At 68.9% G+C, this 18,098-nt stretch carries 17 protein-coding genes; 9 read left to right on the plus strand and 8 right to left on the minus strand.

Translation table 11 applies throughout. The features are described from left to right. Positions 1-11 precede the first annotated feature (11 nt). Together eda and P0084_RS02130 are read left to right on the plus strand one after the other, a co-directional pair. The gene (gene eda, locus P0084_RS02125) at positions 12-647 is read left to right on the plus strand and encodes a bifunctional 4-hydroxy-2-oxoglutarate aldolase/2-dehydro-3-deoxy-phosphogluconate aldolase (RefSeq protein ID WP_308915149.1); all 636 of its coding nucleotides are present in this window, start codon (positions 12-14) and stop codon (positions 645-647) included. Beyond that, positions 644-1,402, plus strand: coding sequence for an SDR family NAD(P)-dependent oxidoreductase (locus P0084_RS02130; RefSeq protein ID WP_374213577.1), 759 nt, complete (start codon positions 644-646; stop codon positions 1,400-1,402). Before eda ends, P0084_RS02130 begins: the two co-directional genes overlap by 4 nt. Positions 1,403-1,705: 303 nt before the next feature. Here the strand turns inward: P0084_RS02130 and P0084_RS02135 are convergent, their stop codons facing one another. From P0084_RS02135 to sciP, 5 genes are all read right to left on the minus strand, one after another. After that, positions 1,706-1,837, minus strand: coding sequence for a hypothetical protein (locus P0084_RS02135; protein WP_308915150.1), 132 nt, complete (start codon positions 1,835-1,837; stop codon positions 1,706-1,708). Positions 1,838-1,998: 161 nt separating this feature from the next. Continuing rightward, the gene (recG, locus tag P0084_RS02140) at positions 1,999-4,083 is read right to left on the minus strand and encodes an ATP-dependent DNA helicase RecG (RefSeq protein ID WP_308915151.1); all 2,085 of its coding nucleotides are present in this window, start codon (positions 4,081-4,083) and stop codon (positions 1,999-2,001) included. Positions 4,084-4,088: 5 nt separating this feature from the next. After that, positions 4,089-6,332 (minus strand): NAD-dependent DNA ligase LigA, encoded by a 2,244-nt coding sequence (gene ligA / locus P0084_RS02145; RefSeq protein WP_308915152.1) that lies wholly within the window; start codon positions 6,330-6,332, stop codon positions 4,089-4,091. A gap of 127 nt (positions 6,333-6,459) precedes the next feature. Continuing rightward, entirely contained in the window at positions 6,460-7,185 is a 726-nt protein-coding gene (gene ctrA / locus P0084_RS02150; RefSeq protein ID WP_308915153.1) for a response regulator transcription factor CtrA, read from the minus strand. A 120-nt stretch (positions 7,186-7,305) separates the two neighbouring features. Beyond that, complete coding sequence (gene sciP / locus P0084_RS02155; protein ID WP_308915154.1) at positions 7,306-7,584, minus strand: CtrA inhibitor SciP; 279 nt, start codon at positions 7,582-7,584, stop codon at positions 7,306-7,308. Positions 7,585-7,709: 125 nt separating this feature from the next. Here sciP and mnmA point away from each other — a divergent pair, with 125 nt between their 5' ends. The 6 genes from mnmA to P0084_RS02185 all read left to right on the plus strand — a co-directional run bounded on the left by mnmA (position 7,710) and on the right by P0084_RS02185 (position 12,730). Then, a complete protein-coding gene (mnmA, locus tag P0084_RS02160; protein ID WP_308915155.1) occupies positions 7,710-8,846 on the plus strand; it encodes a tRNA 2-thiouridine(34) synthase MnmA in 1,137 nt (378 codons plus the stop codon). A 308-nt stretch (positions 8,847-9,154) separates the two neighbouring features. After that, positions 9,155-9,571 (plus strand): DUF2852 domain-containing protein, encoded by a 417-nt coding sequence (locus P0084_RS02165; protein WP_308915156.1) that lies wholly within the window; start codon positions 9,155-9,157, stop codon positions 9,569-9,571. 76 nt (positions 9,572-9,647) lie between these two features. Then, positions 9,648-10,091 carry an RDD family protein gene (locus tag P0084_RS02170; RefSeq protein ID WP_308915157.1) on the plus strand — a complete coding sequence of 148 codons (444 nt, stop codon included), beginning with the start codon at positions 9,648-9,650 and terminating at the stop codon, positions 10,089-10,091. A 116-nt stretch (positions 10,092-10,207) separates the two neighbouring features. Continuing rightward, positions 10,208-11,029: an arginyltransferase gene (locus P0084_RS02175; RefSeq protein ID WP_308915158.1), complete on the plus strand. Its 822-nt coding sequence runs from the start codon at positions 10,208-10,210 to the stop codon at positions 11,027-11,029. An 84-nt stretch (positions 11,030-11,113) separates the two neighbouring features. Beyond that, on the plus strand, positions 11,114-12,166 hold the full coding sequence (locus P0084_RS02180; protein ID WP_308915159.1) for a hemolysin family protein: 1,053 nt from the start codon (positions 11,114-11,116) through the stop codon (positions 12,164-12,166). A gap of 150 nt (positions 12,167-12,316) precedes the next feature. Next, complete coding sequence (locus tag P0084_RS02185) at positions 12,317-12,730, plus strand: EF-hand domain-containing protein (RefSeq protein ID WP_308915160.1); 414 nt, start codon at positions 12,317-12,319, stop codon at positions 12,728-12,730. 93 nt (positions 12,731-12,823) lie between these two features. Here P0084_RS02185 and P0084_RS02190 read toward each other — a convergent pair whose 3' ends face one another. Further along, positions 12,824-15,352 (minus strand): ABC transporter permease, encoded by a 2,529-nt coding sequence (locus tag P0084_RS02190; protein WP_308915161.1) that lies wholly within the window; start codon positions 15,350-15,352, stop codon positions 12,824-12,826. After that, positions 15,349-16,083, minus strand: coding sequence for an ABC transporter ATP-binding protein (locus tag P0084_RS02195; protein WP_308915162.1), 735 nt, complete (start codon positions 16,081-16,083; stop codon positions 15,349-15,351). The genes P0084_RS02190 and P0084_RS02195 overlap by 4 nt, the downstream gene beginning before the upstream one ends. Between P0084_RS02195 and P0084_RS02200 the strand changes: the two genes are divergently transcribed. Beyond that, a complete protein-coding gene (locus P0084_RS02200) occupies positions 16,082-16,783 on the plus strand; it encodes an arylesterase (protein WP_308915163.1) in 702 nt (233 codons plus the stop codon). The genes P0084_RS02195 and P0084_RS02200 overlap by 2 nt on opposite strands. 40 nt (positions 16,784-16,823) lie before the next feature. On the opposite strand, the gene P0084_RS02205 is transcribed toward P0084_RS02200, so the two are convergent. Beyond that, the gene (locus tag P0084_RS02205; RefSeq protein WP_308915164.1) at positions 16,824-17,501 is read right to left on the minus strand and encodes a divergent polysaccharide deacetylase family protein; all 678 of its coding nucleotides are present in this window, start codon (positions 17,499-17,501) and stop codon (positions 16,824-16,826) included. Positions 17,502-18,098: the final 597 nt, after the last annotated feature.

Consider the following 18,098-nt stretch of genomic DNA (forward strand, 5'->3'; position numbering starts at 1 on the left):
GAGGGACCATTATGACTCCGCAGGATCAATCGCGCGCCAACCGCGACCTTTGCGCCCGGGCGCCCGTCGTGCCGGTGCTGGTGCTGGACGACGCGGCCACCGCGCGGCCCCTGGCCGAGGCGCTGGTGGCGGGCGGACTGCCCGCCCTGGAGGTGACGCTGCGGACGCCCGCCGCGCTGGAGTGCATCCGCGCGATGGCCGACGTGCCCGGCGGGATCGTCGGCGCGGGCACGCTGCTGACGCCCGCCGACGTGAAGGCCGCCAAGGCGGCGGGCGCGGGGTTCGGCGTATCGCCCGGGGCCACCGACGCCCTGTTGCAGGCCTGCGTGGACGAGGACCTGCCGATCCTGGCGGGCGCCGCGACGGCGACGGAGGCGATGGCGCTGCTGGAGAAGGGCTGGGACATGCTGAAGTTCTTCCCCGCCGAGGCGTCGGGCGGCGCGCCGGCGCTGAAGGCCATCGGCGCGCCCATCCCTCAGGTCGCGTTCTGTCCAACGGGCGGCGTGTCGCCCGCGAACAAGGGGGATTACCTGGCGTTGCCCAACGTCGTCTGCGTGGGCGGGTCGTGGGTGGCCCCGAAGGACAGGATGGCCGCCGGCGATTGGGCCGGGATCGAGGCGCTGGCGCGCGAGGCGGCGAAGCGTTGATCGACACGTTCCAGCCCTCGGCCCGTCCCATCGTCGCGGTCACGGGGGCCAGCCGGGGCATCGGGCATGCGATCGTGAAGCGGTTCCACGAGGAGGGCTGGGACGTGCTGACCCTGGCCCGCACGCCGTTCAGCACGGTCTGCCCCTGGGCGGAAGGCATCGTGCGGCACGTCGAGACCGACCTGTCCGACGAAGGATCGATCCAGCGCGCCGCCGGCACGATCCGCGACCGTTTGGCGGACCGGGGCCTCGACGCGCTGGTCCACAACGCCGGCGTGTCGCCCAAGGCGACCGATGGCGGACGGTTGGGGGCGATGGACACCGACGCGGACACGTTCCGCCACGTGCAGATGGTCAACACGGTCGCACCGCTGATCCTGACCCGGGCACTGCTGGACCCGCTGACCCTCGCCGGCGGGTCGATCGTCACGGTGTCGTCGATCGCGGCCAGCCAGGTCCATCCGTTCGCAGGCGCCGCCTATGCGGTGTCGAAGGCCGGATTGTCCGCGTTGACGCGCGAATTGGCACACGAACTGGGCCCCCGGGGGGTGCGGGTGAACGCGGTCTCGCCCGGCGAAATCGGGACGTCGATCCTGTCGCCGGGGACGGATGCGATGGTGGCGCGCGACGTGCCGATGCGCCGGCTGGGTGATCCGCGCGAAGTGGCGGACGTGGTGCTGTTCCTGGCCTCGCGGGGCGCGTCCTATGTGAACGGGGCCGAGATACCGATCAATGGCGGGCAGCATCTGGCGTGAGGCGGATGCCGAGTGATTGGAAGGCGCCCGGAGAAGCGATCGGATCGGTTACGAAAGCGTTCGCGGCCTTTGGAACTGCGCGGATGCTTCCGGGAAGCGAAGGGGACGTCCGTGAGACAAGACGGTGCCGAGGTCGGACCAATGGGTCCGTCGGCCCCGGGATCCCGACGTCGGACAGAAAAAGGCCGCCGTCCCGTGGGGCGGGAGCGGCGGCCGAAGTGAACATCGCGACCCGGTCGCCGCGGGGGCATCCACGGGACGGGGCGGTTGCGATGCAGGCAGTATCGCGTGAGGAACGCCCGGTCAGAGCAATCCGGGCAGGTGGAGCAGACCGACCATCACGGCCGCGAGCCAAACGCCGCCGGCATAGTCGGCAATCATCGCGCGACGGTCGCGCGGAAGGTACGTGGCAGAGGCGCGGATCAGCGTGGCCATCTAAGTTCCCCCTTCGTTCCAGTTGCCACTTTGTTCGCACGAAGGAACGCTTTGGTAAAGAACTTTCTGCGAACATCGGGGGGGATGTTCAGGTTTCAGGCCCTGGATCGAACGATTGGATGACGGGTATTCAATGGCTTCGGTTTCCAACGGGGCTAAAGTTACCCTACGGCAAGCAGTTCAAGCGCCCTTTCCTGTTCGAGCAGCCATAGAAGGTCGCGGACCGCCCTGCCCCGGGCGCCGTCGAGCTTCGGATCCGCATGCAGCAGAGTCCGCGCATCGCTTTGCGCCGTTTCCATCAGCGCGGCCTGTCGTTCCAAATCCGCGATGCGGAAGCGGGGGAGGCCGGACTGCGCGGTGCCGATGACGTCGCCGGCCCCGCGGAGGCGCAGGTCCTCCTCCGCGATGCGGAAGCCGTCCTCCGATTCGCGCAGGATCTGAAGCCGCGCCTTCGCGGTCTCGCCCAGCGGGGGCTCGAACAGGAGCAGGCAGGTGGAGGCGGTGGCGCCCCGCCCCACCCGGCCGCGCAACTGATGCAGTTGGGCCAATCCGAACGTGTCCGCGCGTTCGATCACCATGATGCTGGCAGCGGGCACGTCGACGCCGACCTCGATCACCGTGGTCGCGACGAGGATGCGCGTGTCGCCCGACACGAAGCGGGCCATCGCGGCGTCCTTCATCACGGTGGGCATCTGGCCATGCACCAGTCCCACCTGTCCGGGCGCGAACCGGGCCGACAGATCGTCGAAGCGCGTCTGCGCGGACGGAAGGTCGGAGGTTTCCGCATCCTCCACGAGGGGACAGACCCAATACACTTGCCGCCCCTCGGCCACGGCATCGCGGAGGTGGGTCATCACCTCCTCCATGCGGCCGGTGGACATGGTGGCGGTCTTGATGGGCGTGCGGCCGGGCGGCTTCTCGTCCAGGACCGAGATCTCCATGTCGCCGAACTGCGTCAGGGCGAGGGACCGGGGGATCGGCGTCGCGGTCATCACGAGGACATCGGTGTCCTGCGCCTTGTCGCCCAGCATCTTGCGCTGGCGCACCCCGAAGCGGTGCTGCTCGTCGATCACGGCCAGGCGGAGGTCGCGGAACCGGACGTCGCGCTGGAACACGGCATGGGTTCCGACCAGGATGTGGATGTCGCCGGCGGCCAGCGCGTCCAGCTTGCCTTCGCGCTCGCGCCCCTTGTCACGGCCCGTCAGCCCTTCGACCACCACGCCGGCGAGCTCGGCCAACGGCCGCAGCCCGCTCAGGTGCTGCCGGGCCAGGATCTCCGTCGGCGCCATCAGGACGCCCTGCCCCCCGGCCTCCACGGCGTTCAGGAGCGCGGCCAGCGCCACGATGGTCTTGCCGGACCCGACATCGCCCTGCAGCAGGCGGTTCATCCGCCGGGGCTTGGCCATGTCCCCCGCGATCTCCTCCATCGCGCGGATCTGGGCATCGGTGGGCGTGAAGCCCAGGCCATCGAACATGCACTTCAGGTGCCGGCCGTCGCCTTCGGTCGCCCGGCCCGGACGCGCGCGGTCCGCCAGGCGGGCCAGCCCCATCGTGATCTGATGGGCGAACAGCTCGTCATAGGCGAGCCGCTGCCGGGCGGGCGCCGTGGCGGCGATGTCGGCGGCACCCTGGGGGTTGTGCGCGATGGCCAAGGCGTCGCGGAACGGCGGCCACCCGCGTTCGGCCACGAGCGCGCCGTCGGCCCATTCGGCGAAGTCCGGCACCAGGTCGATGGCTCCCGCGGCGGCGCGGCGCATCACGCGCCCCGACAGGCCCGCGGTCAGCGGATAGACGGGCTCGAACGGCGGCAGGGGGTCGTCGAGGGCCAGCACGTGATCGGGATGCGGCATCTGCCCCACCCCGTCGTAGAGTTCGACGCGGCCCGACACGATGCGGCGTTCGCCGACCGGAAGCGACCGCTCCAGCGTGTCCGCGCGGGCGCGGAAGTAGACGAGTTGGAAGGTGGTCCTTGCGTCCTCGACCTCCACCCGGTGGGGGGCGCGGGACGATCCGGCTGGACGGTGCGACCGGATCGTCACTGGGACCGTCGCCAGGCCCGGCAACGGGACGTCGCGGATGGACGCGACGGGGCGTCGGTCGATGCCGCGTTCCGGCAGGGTCAGCACCATGTCGCGGGGGGTGGCGATGCGCAGGTTCGCCATCAGCTTCGCCGTCTTCGGTCCGACGCCCGGCAGCGAATCGAGGCTGCCGAACAGCTTGAACAGGCGTTCGGGGCGGCCCGCCATGCCGGTCAGCCGCCAATCATCGCGAGCCAGGCATCCTCGTCCAGGACGGTCACGCCCAGGGCCGCGGCCTTGTCAGCCTTGGACCCCGCGCCCGGCCCCGCGACCAGCAGATCCGTCTTGCCGGACACGGAGCCGGACACCTTGGCGCCGAGCGATTCCGCGCGGGCCTTGGCCTCCGCCCGGGTCATGCGTTCGAGCGTGCCGGTGAAGACCACGGTCTTGCCCGCTACGGGGCTTTCGGCGGCCACGGCTTCTGGCGGCGCGATGTCGAGCTGCGCCACGACGGCATCGATGGCCGCGCGTTCGCGGGGCGCGGCGAGCGCATCGCATATGGCGAGGGCCAGGACCGCGCCTATACCGTCGATACCGACCAGTTCGTCCCAGGCGGCCCTGGCCTCCCGTTCCACCCCGTCCCAGGCCCGTTCGACCACGGGCGCGATGCGCGCGCGGCGTCCTTCGTCCTTCGCGGCCTGCCGCTCGGCGAGGGTGGCCGTGGCCGCGGCGCGGTGGCGGTCGGCCGCGGGCGCGGCCCCGTCCACCGCGGCGGCGAAGGCGTCCCAGTCGCGGTAGTGGCGGGCCAGCACCTGCCCCGCGACCTCACCCAGATGGCGGATGCCCAGGGCGAACAGCACGCGGGCCAGGGGTTGCGACCTGGCGGCCTCGATCCCCGCGAAGAGGTTCGCGGCCGACGTCTCGCCCCAGCCTTCCAGGCCCGCCACCGTTTGCAGGCCGGTGCCGTGGCGGGCCCGCAGCGTGAAGATGTCGGCCGGCTCGCGCACCCAGCCCAGGTCGTGGAACCGCTCCACCTCCTTGTCGCCGATGCCCTCGATGTCGAGCGCGGAACGGCTGACGAAGTGCTTCAAACGGGCGACCCTCTGCGCCGGGCAGATCAGGCCCCCGGTGCAGCGGCGCACGCTTTCGCCCGGTTCGCGGGTGGCGGGGCTGCCGCATTCGGGGCAGGCCTCGGGGAAGACATAGGGTTCGGCCCCGTCCGGGCGGGCGCCGGGATCCACGTCGCGGACCTTCGGGATGACGTCGCCCGCGCGATAGATCTCGACCCGGTCGCCCACGCGCAGGTCGCGCCCGCCGCGGATGGCGCCGCCGTTCGCATCGCGCCCCGCCACGTAGTCCTCGTTGTGCAGCGTGGCGTTGCTGACCACGACGCCGCCCACCGTCACAGGCTCCAACCGGGCGATGGGGGACAGGGCGCCCGTGCGCCCGACATTGATGTCGATCCCCAGCAGGCGGGTCCAGGCGGTCTGGGCGGGGAACTTGTGGGCGACGGCCCAGCGTGGGGTGGTGGACCGGAAGCCCAGGCGCTCCTGCCAATCGAGGCGGTCGACCTTGTAGACGACGCCGTCGATATCGTAGCCCAGGTCCGCCCGGTCGCGGGCGATGGCGTCGTAGGTCGCCAGCATCGCGGCCACGTCGGCGCAGCGCCGGGTGCGGTCGTTGACGACGAAGCCCATCGCGGCCAACCGGTCCAGCGCGCCGGACTGCGTGTCGCTCAGGGGGGCGGACAGTTCGCCCCAGGCATAGGCGAAGAAGCGCAAGGGACGGGTGGCCGTGATGGCCGGGTCCAGCTGGCGCAACGATCCGGCGGCAGCGTTTCGGGGGTTGGCGAAGACCTTGCCCCCTTCGGCGGCGGCGCGTTCGTTCAGCGCCGTGAAGTCGGCATGCGACATGTAGATTTCGCCCCGAACCTCCAGGATGTCGGGGGCACCCGTCACGTCGCGGGGGATGTCGTCCACCGTCAGGGCGTTGCGGGTCACGTCCTCGCCGACGCGACCGTTTCCGCGCGTCGCGGCATGGACGAGTTGGCCCCCCTCGTAGCGCAGCGTCAGCGAAAGGCCGTCGATCTTCGGCTCGGCGGTATAGGCGACGGCGGCGTCGAGGCCCAATCCCAGATAGCGGCGGATGCGGGCATCGAACTCCGCCACGTCGTCCGCGTCGAAGGCGTTGCCCAGCGACAGCATCGCGCGGGCATGCACGATCTTCCCGAACCGTTCCGCCGGCGCGGCACCGATCTGGTCGGACGGGGAATCGTCGCGCTTCAGATCGGGGAAGCGGTCTTCGATCGCGGCGTTGCGGCGCTTAGCCTCATCATAGGCGGCGTCCGACAGGAGCGGCGCGTCGTCGGTATGGTAGGCGGCGTTGGCCCGGTCCAGAAGCGTAGCCAGACGCGCCAGTTCGGCGGCGGCGTCGTGGGGGGTCAGGTCATCGGGCGGCGTGGCGGCATGATCGTCCATGGGGAGGGTTTAGGTCCACGGGCCGCCGGCTTCCACCGATTCCCCCCGCGCCAGCCCGAGCGGAGGAAGGGCCGCATCCGAAGATGCGGCCCTTCGCCGTCTTCCATCCGAGGTGGGGATGATGTCGTTACGCGCTGAGCAGGTCGCTGGCCTGGGCGGACTTCTTCGCCTGGTCCGCGGCGGGATCGCGCAGCACGTAGCCGCGACCCCAGACCGTCTCGATGTTGGTTTCGCCGCCCGTGGCCTCCGCCAGCTTCTTGCGCAGCTTGCAGATGAAGACGTCGATGATCTTCAACTCCGGCTCGTCCATCCCGCCGTAGAGGTGGTTGAGGAACATCTCCTTCGTCAGGGTCGTCCCCTTCCGCAGGCTGAGGAGCTCCAGCATCTGGTACTCCTTCCCGGTCAGGTGGACCGCCTTGCCGTCCACCTCCACCGACTTGGCGTCCAGGTTCACGGATACCTGTCCCGTCACGATCACCGACTGCGAATGTCCCTTGGAGCGCCGCACGATGGCGTGGATGCGGGCGATCAACTCGTCGCGATGGAACGGCTTGGTCATGTAGTCGTCGGCGCCGCCGCCGAAGCCCTTGATCTTCGTCGCCGTCTCGTCGTCGCCGGTCAGGATCAGGATGGGGGTGTCGATCCGCGCAAGGCGCAGCGTCTTCAGGACGTCGTGGCCGGTGATGTCGGGCAGGTCGAGATCGAGAAGGATCAGGTCGTAGTCGTACAGCTTCGCGAGGTCGATGCCCTCTTCGCCCATGTCGGTGCAATAGACGTTCAGGTTCGCGTTGCCGAGCATCATCTCGATGCTCTTGGACGTGTTGGGATCGTCTTCTACGAGCAGGATCCGCATGTCGGCACCTCAGGGTTAACGCTATGTCTTTCCCGTTGCTTAACCGTCCAATGGTTAACACGGAGTTACCCTGGGTTTGTTTTGTCGCTTTGACAAGTCGCCCTTGCCCGTTTGCGACGTTTAGGCACCCCGATATTGTTGAAGGCGCGTCGTCTTGAGGGCTTCGAGGCCGTGCGTTCCCGCCAGATCGACCCAGGAGCCGTATTCCTCCGCCGACAGACCGTAGCGATCGATGGCCTCGTCGATCGAGATCAGGCCCGATTCGACCCCTCGGACGACGGCGGCCTTCCTACGGGCGACCCAGCGGGTCGTTCCGACGGGGGGGAGGTCGGCGCGGGTCATCTGCGTCCCGTCCGGCAGCGTCACCACGCGCGGCCCAGAGCCCTTCTTCAAAAACATGGTCCACTCCATTCGTGACACGCCGAATGCTTGGGCGTCGCGGCGTTAAGCGGAGGTGAAGGCCAGGGTTGAGAATGTCGGGCATTTTCCTATATCTGCCCCCTGTTTTTTCGAGGAATTGCGCGATGCCGCTGGATGCCCGAACCAACTCGCTGGGTTTCGCGAAGGCGCCGGCCGACACCCGCGTGGTGGTCGCGATGTCCGGCGGGGTCGACAGTTCCGTGGTCGCCGCCGAGCTTGCGTCCGAGGGGTACGACGTCGTCGGCGTGACGCTGCAACTGTACGATCACGGCGCGGCGCTCGCGAAGAAGGGCGCCTGCTGCGCGGGCCGGGACATCCACGATGCCAGGCGCGTCGCGGAGGCGATGGGCTTTCCGCACTATGTCCTCGACTACGAGAACGCCTTCCGGGAGGCCGTGATCGACGAGTTCGCGGACAGCTATCTGGGCGGGGCCACGCCGGTTCCCTGCATCCGCTGCAACGAGCGGGTGAAGTTCCGGGACCTGTTGGAGACCGCGAAGGACCTGGACGCCGATTGCATGGCGACGGGGCATTACATCCGGCGCGAAGCGGGCCCGTTCGGCCCCGAACTGCACCGGGCCACCGATCCCGTGCGCGACCAGTCGTACTTCCTGTTCTCGACCACGGCGGAACAGTTAGATTATCTGCGCTTTCCCCTCGGCCATCTGGAGACGAAGGCGCAGACCCGCGCGCTGGCGGCGAAGCACGGGCTGCCGGTCGTGGACAAGCCCGACAGCCAGGACATCTGCTTCGTGCCGAACGGGGACTATGCCGCGGTGATCGAGAAGCTGCGCCCCGGTGCGGGCGAGCCGGGCAAGATCGTTCACGTGGACGGGCGGGTGCTGGGCCGGCACGACGGGGTGATCCGGTACACGATCGGACAGCGCCGCGGGCTGGGGATCGGCGGGTTGGCCGACCCGCTCTATGTCGTGCGGCTGGAGGCGGACACCCGGCGGGTGGTGGTCGGCCCGAAATCGGAGCTGGCGACGCGGATCGTTACCGTGGCGGAGGTGAACTGGCTCGGCGATGCGCCGTTCGCGTCGCGCGACGCCTGGACCCTGGGCGTGAAGGTCCGGTCCACCAAGCCCCCGGTGGAAGCCGTCGTCCGGCCGACCGGGCCCACCAGCGCGACGGTCGAACTGGCCGTTCCGGAAGAGGGGGTCAGTCCGGGTCAAGCGTGCGTCTTCTATGCCCCCCAGGGAAGCCGCGTATTCGGCGGCGGGTGGATCGTCAGACGCTGACCTCCTCTAGGTGCGGCGTTTTGCGATCGTTCCGCCGATCCGGTGGCTCAGCTGGGCCTCATACATCCGTACGGATGGCGCTCGCGAGAACCCGTCACCAACGTCTCATCGGTAGGCCAAGCGGATCGCGCCCTGGGCCTCGTCGATCATTTACCCCGACGGTGTTTGCCGGTCGCGGGCAACTGCGTGGGACCCCGATGTGAACCGTCGTCACATTTTTCGTCCGTAACTCTTGCACCGGCCGGAGGTATCCCCATCTGCATCATGTGAAGACGCTTCACATCATCCGAATGGAACATGGAGAGATCATGATGCAGACCGCCCCCGCCTTCGCCGGACGCACCGGCAACCCGTTCGTCCGAGCCGAGGCTTGGCTGGACGGTCATGGCCGCAAGGCCTGGATCACCGCGATGGTCGCGGGCTTCATCGCGTTCTGGCCCATCGGGCTTGCGCTCGTCCTGTACATGACGATGACGGGCAAGTGGGCGATGGGCCGTTCGTCCCGGATGCAGCGACGTCCGATGCGTCGCTTCGGCGGCACGGGAAACACCGCCTTCGACGCCTATCGCGACGACACCCTGCGTCGGCTCGAGGACGAGCAGCGTGCCTTCGAGGAGTTCCTGCAGCGACTTCGCGACGCGAAGGACAAGTCCGAGTTCGATCAGTTCATGGACGAGCGGTCGAAGCGGGACGTCCCCGACGCCGAGGCCCGCGCTGACGCTTGATCGATCGGACCGGCGAACCCATTTCGCCGGTCCCTCCCCTACCCTCCGCCAGAAAGGCACCGGCACGATGACGTTCATGACCCACACCGATGGCCTGCCCTGCCCGGAGCGGCGACCGGAATTCTACGACGGGATCGTCGCCAAGCGGGCGATTGCCTGGGTGATCGACGTGGCGTTGATTACCGCCATGACCTTCGCCGTCGGCATCCTCACCCTGACGGTGGGCTTCTTCCTTTGGCCGCTGTTCAGCCTGGCGATCGGTGTCTTGTATCGCGTGGCCACGCTGAGCGGCCGGTCCGCGACGTGGGGCATGCGTCTGATGGGGATCGAGCTGCGCGACGGCCGGGGCGAACGGTTCGACGGGTTGCACGCTGTCCTGCATGTGGCCGGATACTATGCCAGCATCCTGTTCATGGTCCTGCCGGCGCTGGCCTCCGCCGTGGCGATGCTGGTGACGGACCGGCGGCAGGGGCTGACGGACCTTGTCCTGGGAACGGCGGCCATCAACCGTCCCGACTGACCCCTTCCCATTGCGACCCTGCGACCGCGCGGCCCACCGCCGCGCGGTTTTTCGTTGACGGATCCGGTCGGCTTTCCCAAATCTGTGCTGGGGACGAGACGAGAGACATCCACGCCATGCGCCATTCCCTGCCGCTGACGCCGCAGTTCTATGTGACCGCGCCGCAGACCTGTCCGTATCTGGACGGTCGGCGCGAGCGCAAGCTGTTCACGGCGCTTCAGGGGCTCGGCGCGAACGAATTGAACGACAAGCTGTCCAAGCAGGGGTTCCGCCGGTCGCAGAACGTCCTGTACCGTCCGTCCTGTGCCAACTGCTCCGCCTGCCTGTCGGCGCGGATCCGGATCGCGGACTTCCGGCCCAACCGGACGCAGCGGCGTCTGATCGCCAGGAACGCCGACCTGCGCCGCGAGGTATCCTCGCCCTGGGCCACGGAGGAGCAGTATGCCCTGTTCCGCCGGTACCTGAGCGTGCGGCACGCCGATGGCGGCATGGCCGATATGGACGTGTTCGAGTTCGCGGCGATGGTCGAGGAGACGCCGATCCGCACCCGCGTGATCGAGTATTGGGACGACGCGGATGTCCATGGGCCGCGCCTGGTCGGGGTGGCCCTGACCGACGTCCTGGATGACGGGCTTTCGATGGTCTATTCGTTCTACGACCCCGACCATGCCGCTCGGTCGCTGGGGACGTACATCATCCTCGACCATGTCGGCATCACGCGCGAGGCCGCCTTGCCCTACGTCTATCTGGGCTATTGGGTGCCGGGGTCGGACAAGATGGGGTACAAGGCCACGTTCTCGGCGCTGGAGATCTACAAGAACCGGCGGTGGCAGGACCTGGGCGAGCCGGACCGCCACGCCGCGGAGGTCCACCCCCTGCAGGTGGAGCCCATAGCCGAGCAGGTCGCGCGGATCGAGCTGCCCGACATCGCGAAGTAAGGCCCCGCCCCTACCGCAGCCGGATTCGCATCGGGCTCGCTCCGCCCTAGCCTTCGTTGCGTTCCTTCTCGCGAAAGTCGCCGCATGACCCTTCTGATCCTTTTCGTCGTCCTCGCTATCGGGGTGTCGTTCCTGTGTTCGATCCTTGAGGCGGTGCTGCTTTCGATCACGCCGTCCTTCGTGGAGGGGGCGGAGGTCGAACGCCCCGCCTTGGCCGGGAAGCTGCGGGCGCTGCGCACTGACATCGAGCGGCCACTCGCCGCGATCCTGTCGCTGAACACGATCGCCCACACGGTCGGCGCGACGGGCGCCGGCGCGCAGGCGGCGGTGGTGTTCGACGATGCGGGGGTCGGCATATTCTCGGCCGTTCTGACGCTCGGCATCCTGGTCCTGTCGGAAATCGTGCCGAAGACGCTGGGGGCGACCTATTGGCGTGGCCTCGCGCCGTTCGCGGTTCAGGTCCTGCCATGGCTGATCTGGGCGCAGCTTCCCCTGGTGTGGATGTCGCAATGGTTGACGCGCCTGCTGACGCGTGGCGGCGGGGGCGACGAGGTCAGTCGCGACGAGATCACCGCGATGACGACCGCGGGCCAACGCCTCGGCGTGGTCGAGGAGGACGAGGGGCGCATCGTGTCGAACCTGTTCCGCCTGCCTGAAACCCCCGTGACGGAGGTGATGACCCCCCGCACGGTGATCGATCACGTGCCCGGCGACTTGACCGTTGCCGATGCCCTGGCGACGCGGGAAACGTTTCCCTTCAGCCGCCTTCCCGTGATCGGCGACGACATCGACGACGTGCAGGGCTTCGTCCTGGTGCGCGAGTTGTTGAGGGCGGCGCTTCGCGGCGAAGGGGACCGGCGGGTCATCGAGTTCGTGCGCAACCTGCCGCGCGTGGCCGAGGGGGTCGATCTGGACACGCTGTTCGACCGGCTTCAGGAGGACGGAACTCATCTGGCGCTGGTCCAAGACGAATATGGCGGCACGGCAGGTTTGGTCAGTATGGAGGACATCTTGGAGACGCTGCTGGGCGTGGAGATCGTGGACGAGCACGACGAGGCGGAGGACCTTCAGAAGGTCGCACGCGTGCGTGCACGGCAGCGACGGGCATCGGATACGGCGGCAGGGAAGCCCACCTAGCAGAACCATGCGCTAACGTTTGCCGATAGGAAATGTTAACGTTCGACGTAGGGAACAACGCCCTCCCCCATCGGAATTGTGTGTATGTAAGGCGATCCACGGATGGGTCGCTCGAAACACCGATTGGGAGAAAGAACGATGAAAGCTCCGATGATCTTCGCCGCTGCCGCGATGCTGGCCATGCCCGCCGCCGCGCAGATGATGACGCCCCAGATGGATACCAACACCGACGGGCTGCTGTCGCAGGACGAGTACAACGTCGGCTTCACCGAGGCCGGCACGTTCGGCCGCTACGACACCGATGGCGACGCGATGCTGTCACAGCAGGAATACGACGCTGGCTTCGCCGATATCGGCGAGTACCGTGACGAGGGCTTCGAGATGGGTGCCTTCGGTGACGCAGACGCCGATGGCGATGGCATGCTGAACGAGGACGAGTACAACACGGCCCTGTTCAACAGCTACGATACCGATCGTTCGGGCGACCTGAACGAGGAAGAAAGCATGATCCTCGACCGCGACATGGGCGAGGACGGGTTCTTCAACCGCGAGATCGACGCCTGATCCATCGGAAGATCGGATCGGACTCGGTTCAGTAACTTGACCGAGAATGGGGCGGCCCTGGAAGGGGCCGCCCTTTGCATGTCGACGTGGCGGTTAGTCCCGCCCCCGCAGCACCTGGGCCGGCCGCGCCGCCAGGGGCCGCCAGGCAAAGGCCAGCCCCGCCAGAAGGGTCGCCGAGGCGCCGCCCAGGACGATGACGATGGCCGAAAGGGGCTCGAACGTGAATGGCGCCTCCATCACGAACGTCATCACCGCCCATCCGGCGATGGCACCGCCCGCGATGGCGACGACACCCGCCGCCGCGCCCAACAGCGCGGATCGCAAGGCGAACGACGACAGGATCGTCGATCGGGTGGCACCCACCGTCTTCAACACCGCCGCCTCGAACACGCGGGCGCGCTCCCCCGCCGCGGCCGCCCCGATCAGGACGACGAAGCCGGTCAGAAGGGTGGCCCCCGCGCCCCAGGACGTCGCGGCCGCGAGCGCGCCCAGCGCCTCGGTCACCAGCGCGATCGCGTCGCGGACGCGGATCGCGGTCACGTTGGGCGCATCGACGGCGACCTGACGCAAGATGCGTCCCTCCGCCTCCGGCGAGGCGTAGACGGTGGCCAACCACGTATGCGGCGCCCCCCGCAGGGCGTTCGCGTCGAACACCATCACGAAGCCGATGCCGCCGGACGCGAAGTCGACCTCCCGGAACGACGTGATCGTCGCGGTCAGGTCGCGGCCAAGGATCGACAGCGTGACCTCGTCGCCCAGGGCCAGCCCCAGTTCGTCGGCCTCCTCCTGCGCGAAGCTGACCTGGGGCGGGCCGTCGTAGTCCGAGGGCCACCATTCGCCTGCGGTCAAGCGCGTGCCCGCGGGCATCGCATCGGCATAGCTGACGCGCCGGTCGCCGCGCGTGACCCAGTGGTCGTATGTCTCCGCGCTTCGGTCCGCCAGCGATCGGACCACCCCGCCCAGCATCGGCGCGGTGTCCACGCGCGTCACCTCCGGGTCGGAGATCACGGTTTCGCGGAAGCGGTCGATCTGATCGGGCTGGATATCGATGAAGAAGTAGCTCGGCGCGATCTGCGGCAGGTCGCGGTCGATGGCCGCCCGCATGTTTGCATCGATCTGTCCGACGGAGGCGAGCACGGTCAGGCCCAGACCCAGCGACAGGACCACGGCCGTCGCCTCGCCCCCCGGGCCGCCGATACTGCCCAACGCTGTTCGAAGCGCGGGCTTGCCGCGGGCCCAGCGTGTCGTCGCCAAGCGACGGCACAGACGTCGGACCCCCCAAGCCGCGGCGATCAGGATGGCCAGCGCCACCGCGATGCCCCCAGCGGATGCGAGGGCCAGCGTCGGAATGCCCGACAGCCAGGCCGACAGCCCCACAAGCAGCGCGGCGAGGACGGCCAGGGCAACGATGTAGCGGATCCGCGGCAGGACGCGGATCGGACCGCTGGCGTCCCGGAACAGGCTGGCCGCGCGCACGCGTTCGGTTCGCGCTAGCGGCCAGAGCGTGAACAGGAGCGCCGTCAGCGCACCATAGAGCGCGGCCTCCGCTAGCGGTGCGGCATGGAGTCCCAGTTCGACTGGCACGGGCAGTTGCGCCTGAATGAACGGATAGGCCGCGAGCGGGATCAGCGTACCCAGCACCACCCCGATGACGATGCCCAGCGCGGCCAGCACGGCGATCTGGATCAGATAGGCGGCGAAGATGGTCCGACCCTCAGCCCCCAACGTCTTGAGCGTGGCGATGACGGGTATCTTCCGATCGAGATACGCGCGCACTGCGGCGGACACGCCGACCCCACCGACCGCGAGGCCCGCCAAGCCCACGAGGACGAGGAACGAACCGATCCGATCCACGAACCGCTCGATCTGGGGCGACGCGTTGCGCCGGTCGCGCCAGCGCGCGGTGGTGCCTTCCAACTCCGGCTCGATCACCGCGCGGGCGGCGTCGAGCGTCTCGTCGGTGGTGCCTTCCGGAAGCGTAAGGCGGTATTCCGTGTCGAACAGGCTGCCGGGCGCGAGCAGGCCCGTTCCGTCCAACGCCGCGGTCCGCACCATCGTGCGCGGCCCCAGACCGAAGCCCTGCGCACTGACGTCAGGCTCGCGCAGGATCAGCGCGCCAATCTCGAACCGCTTCGCGCCCAGCCAGAGGGGATCGCCGACCGACAGGCCCAGCCGATCGGCCAGGATGGGGTGGATGACGAGGCGGTCGCCCGCCAGGGCTTCGGATAGCGGGATGGGGGGGTCGAGTTCGACCTGACCCACCAGGGGATACGTTTGGTCGACAGCCTTCACCTGCGTCAGGGCACGCTCGGCCTCCAACCCGTCGCCGGTGGCGACCATCGACCTGAAGTCGACGATCTCGGATACCCCGGTGAAGACCGAAGCCAGGATGGCACGCTCCTCCGCGTCCGCGAACCGATACTCGAACTGCACCTCCGCATCGCCACCCAGGATCGTCCGACCCTCGCGCTGAAGACCCTCCGTGATCGATACGCGGACCGAACCCACCGCGGCGATGGCGGCGACGCCCAGCGCCAGACAGGCGAGGAAGATACGGAACCCCGCCAAACCGCCCCGCAATTCGCGCTTGGCGATGCGCGCGGCATCACGGACCCAGGTCATTCCGCCGCGTCCACGGCCGGATGGGCCTGGCCCGTCGCGGCCGCATCCGTGACGCGCAAGTCACCGTGGCCGGCGTCCAGACGACCGTCCACTAAGCGGATCGTGCGATCGCATCGCTCCGCCAGTTCACGGCTGTGCGTGACCAGGATCAAGGTCGCGCCGTGACGGTCGCGCAGGCCGAACAGCAGATCCATGATCTGTCCGCCCGTGGCGGCGTCGAGGTTGCCGGTGGGCTCGTCCGCCAGAAGGATGTCGGGTCGTGGCGCCGCAGCGCGGGCCAAGGCGACCCGCTGCTGCTCACCGCCCGACATCTGACTCGGATAGTGATCGGTCCTATGACCCAGGCCCACGGCGTCGAGCTCCGCCGCCGCCCGATCGAAGGCGTCGCGGGCACCCGCCAACTCCAAGGGCGTCGCGACGTTCTCCAACGCCGTCATGGTGGGGATCAGGTGGAAGGATTGGAACACCACCCCCATATGCTCACGGCGGAAGCGAGCGAGCGCGTCCTCGTCCATGGCCGTGAGGTCGTGGCCCAGCGCGTCGACGCTGCCGCCCGTGGCGCGTTCCAACCCGCCCATCAGCATGAGGAGAGACGACTTGCCGCTGCCCGAAGGTCCCACCAATCCCAACGTTTCCTTCACCGCGACGTCGAGCGTGATGTCGTGCAGGATGTCCACCGGTCCCGCATTGCCCATGAGAGACAGGGATACGTCGCGCAGCGTCAAAACCATGGGGGGGCTCCGGTCATGGGTCGGGTCCTTGGCATATGGGGCGGGGGGGACGGTCCGCAACCTGGCGGCCGCGGCAGGCGCCGTCGTGCTGTTGGCGATGCCCGCCGTTGCGCAGGACGTCCGCGTCCTGGCGCTGGGGGACTCGCTGACCGCCGGCTATGGCCTGCCGGAAGCGCGGGGCTTCGTGCCCGTGCTGGAGGCCTGGGCGAACGCGAACGGTGCGTCCGTCGAGATCGTGAACGCGGGCGTGTCCGGGGATACGACGGCGGGGGGCCTGGCCCGCCTCGACTGGGCGCTGGCTGAACCGGTAGACGCCGCCATCGTCGCGCTGGGCGGGAACGACCTGCTGCGCGGATTGGATCCTGCGACCAGCCGGGCCAACCTACGCGGCATCCTGGAGCGGATGGAGGCGGAGGGGTTGCCCGTCTTGTTGATCGGGCTGCAGGCGCCGGGGAATTACGGCCCGCAGTTCCAGCGAGCGTTCGACGCGATGTACGTCGATCTGGCGGCGGAGTTCGATGCCCTGCACGAGGTCAGCTTCCTAGGCCCGCTGACCGAGGAACTCGACATCGGCACGGCGCGCGCACGCTATCTGCAGAACGATGGCATCCACCCCAACGCGGAAGGCGTACGCGTCATCGTCGATGCCATCGGACCGCGCGTCCTTGAATTGGTGGAACGGGTCGACGCCGGCACTTGATGGACCCTTCGCCGATGCGCGTAGCGACGGTCGCGGCACGTCAATCCCCTCCGCCCAGCATTTTCGAGAGCGGAACCAGATCGACCCGATCGGCGCGTCGTCCGCCGGTCCATCGACGCAGGACCCGCAGCATGTCGGGGGTCAGATCGGCCATCACCGTAGCCTGGCCATCGCGGGTCGCCTCGAATCCCGCGCGATCCAGGCCACGCGATAGGGCGGCAGGATCGCCTTCCAGCATCCGCCCCAACGCCACCGCCGGCACGCCGTTACGCCGGGCCTGCCCCAACGCAGTCAGAGATTCGGGTCGCGCCACGATCCCCAGACCCGCCTCTGCCAGTGCGGGAATGGCCGCTCGGCTGCGGCCGAGACGCCGGTCCGGCGTGTCGATGACCGCCACGCTTCCCGTTCCGGACGTCAGCGCATCCGTCACCGCGGCCTCCACTGTCGCGGGGGCGGCATCCAAGGGCAGGAACGCGGCCAGGAGGACGACCTCCCGCCCGGCGGCGCGGTGGCCGGCGATGCGTTCCGTCGCGCCCGGGGCCGTCGGATCGACGGCCAGCGTGACGGGAAGGTCGAAGCCTTCCGGCAACGCGGACATCCCATCGTCCACGAGGACGATCGACAGCGAAGGCCCTGGATCGATTTCGGGATCGTCCCCCCCGGCCGCAGCAGGACCGTTCGCCGCTCGCTCGGAGTCGAGCACGATGCGTCGGGGCATCAGGGGTCGACCTGCAGGCTCCGAGGGTCGTGCGGTTCGTTCGCGCGCGGGCGGATCGACGACCTCCGATGGTGGAACCAGTACCACGGCCATCCGATCGTCCGGTACGGGTTCGTCTGCCCGTGCGATCTCGAACGGGGTCCCGTGGGGTTTGGACGGCGACGCAAGGTCCGCAACCGCGATCTGCGGCGCTTCCAGCGACCGACCGGCGGGTCGATCGGACGACGGCGCTTGCGGGGCACGCACCGTGGCCGGACCCGGCAACGACCCGGCGACTGGTCGCGCGACCACCACGTCGGATCCGACGCCGCCGCCCCGTTCGGGCGTCACGGGTGATGTTGGCGGCGCGACGACTTGGGCGACGTCCAACTGCGGCGTCGGCTCCGACGACCGTGTCTCGGGGCGATCGACGGATGCGGCGGGCGCGGTCGGACGTGCCATCGCCGCCATCGGAGCCGGTGCGGGACCCGGCGCTGCCGCATCCGGCGCGATCGGTGCCGTCGCGATCGTCGAAGCGGTCGGCCGCATCTCCCGAGGAGCGCGTGCGGCCCCGACGAGGGGACGGCCCACCGTCTCCGTCGCAGGTTCACGCGCGGC

Origin of the sequence: Jannaschia maritima, from assembly GCF_030973515.1 — a bacterium.
GTDB lineage: Bacteria > Pseudomonadota > Alphaproteobacteria > Rhodobacterales > Rhodobacteraceae > Jannaschia > Jannaschia maritima.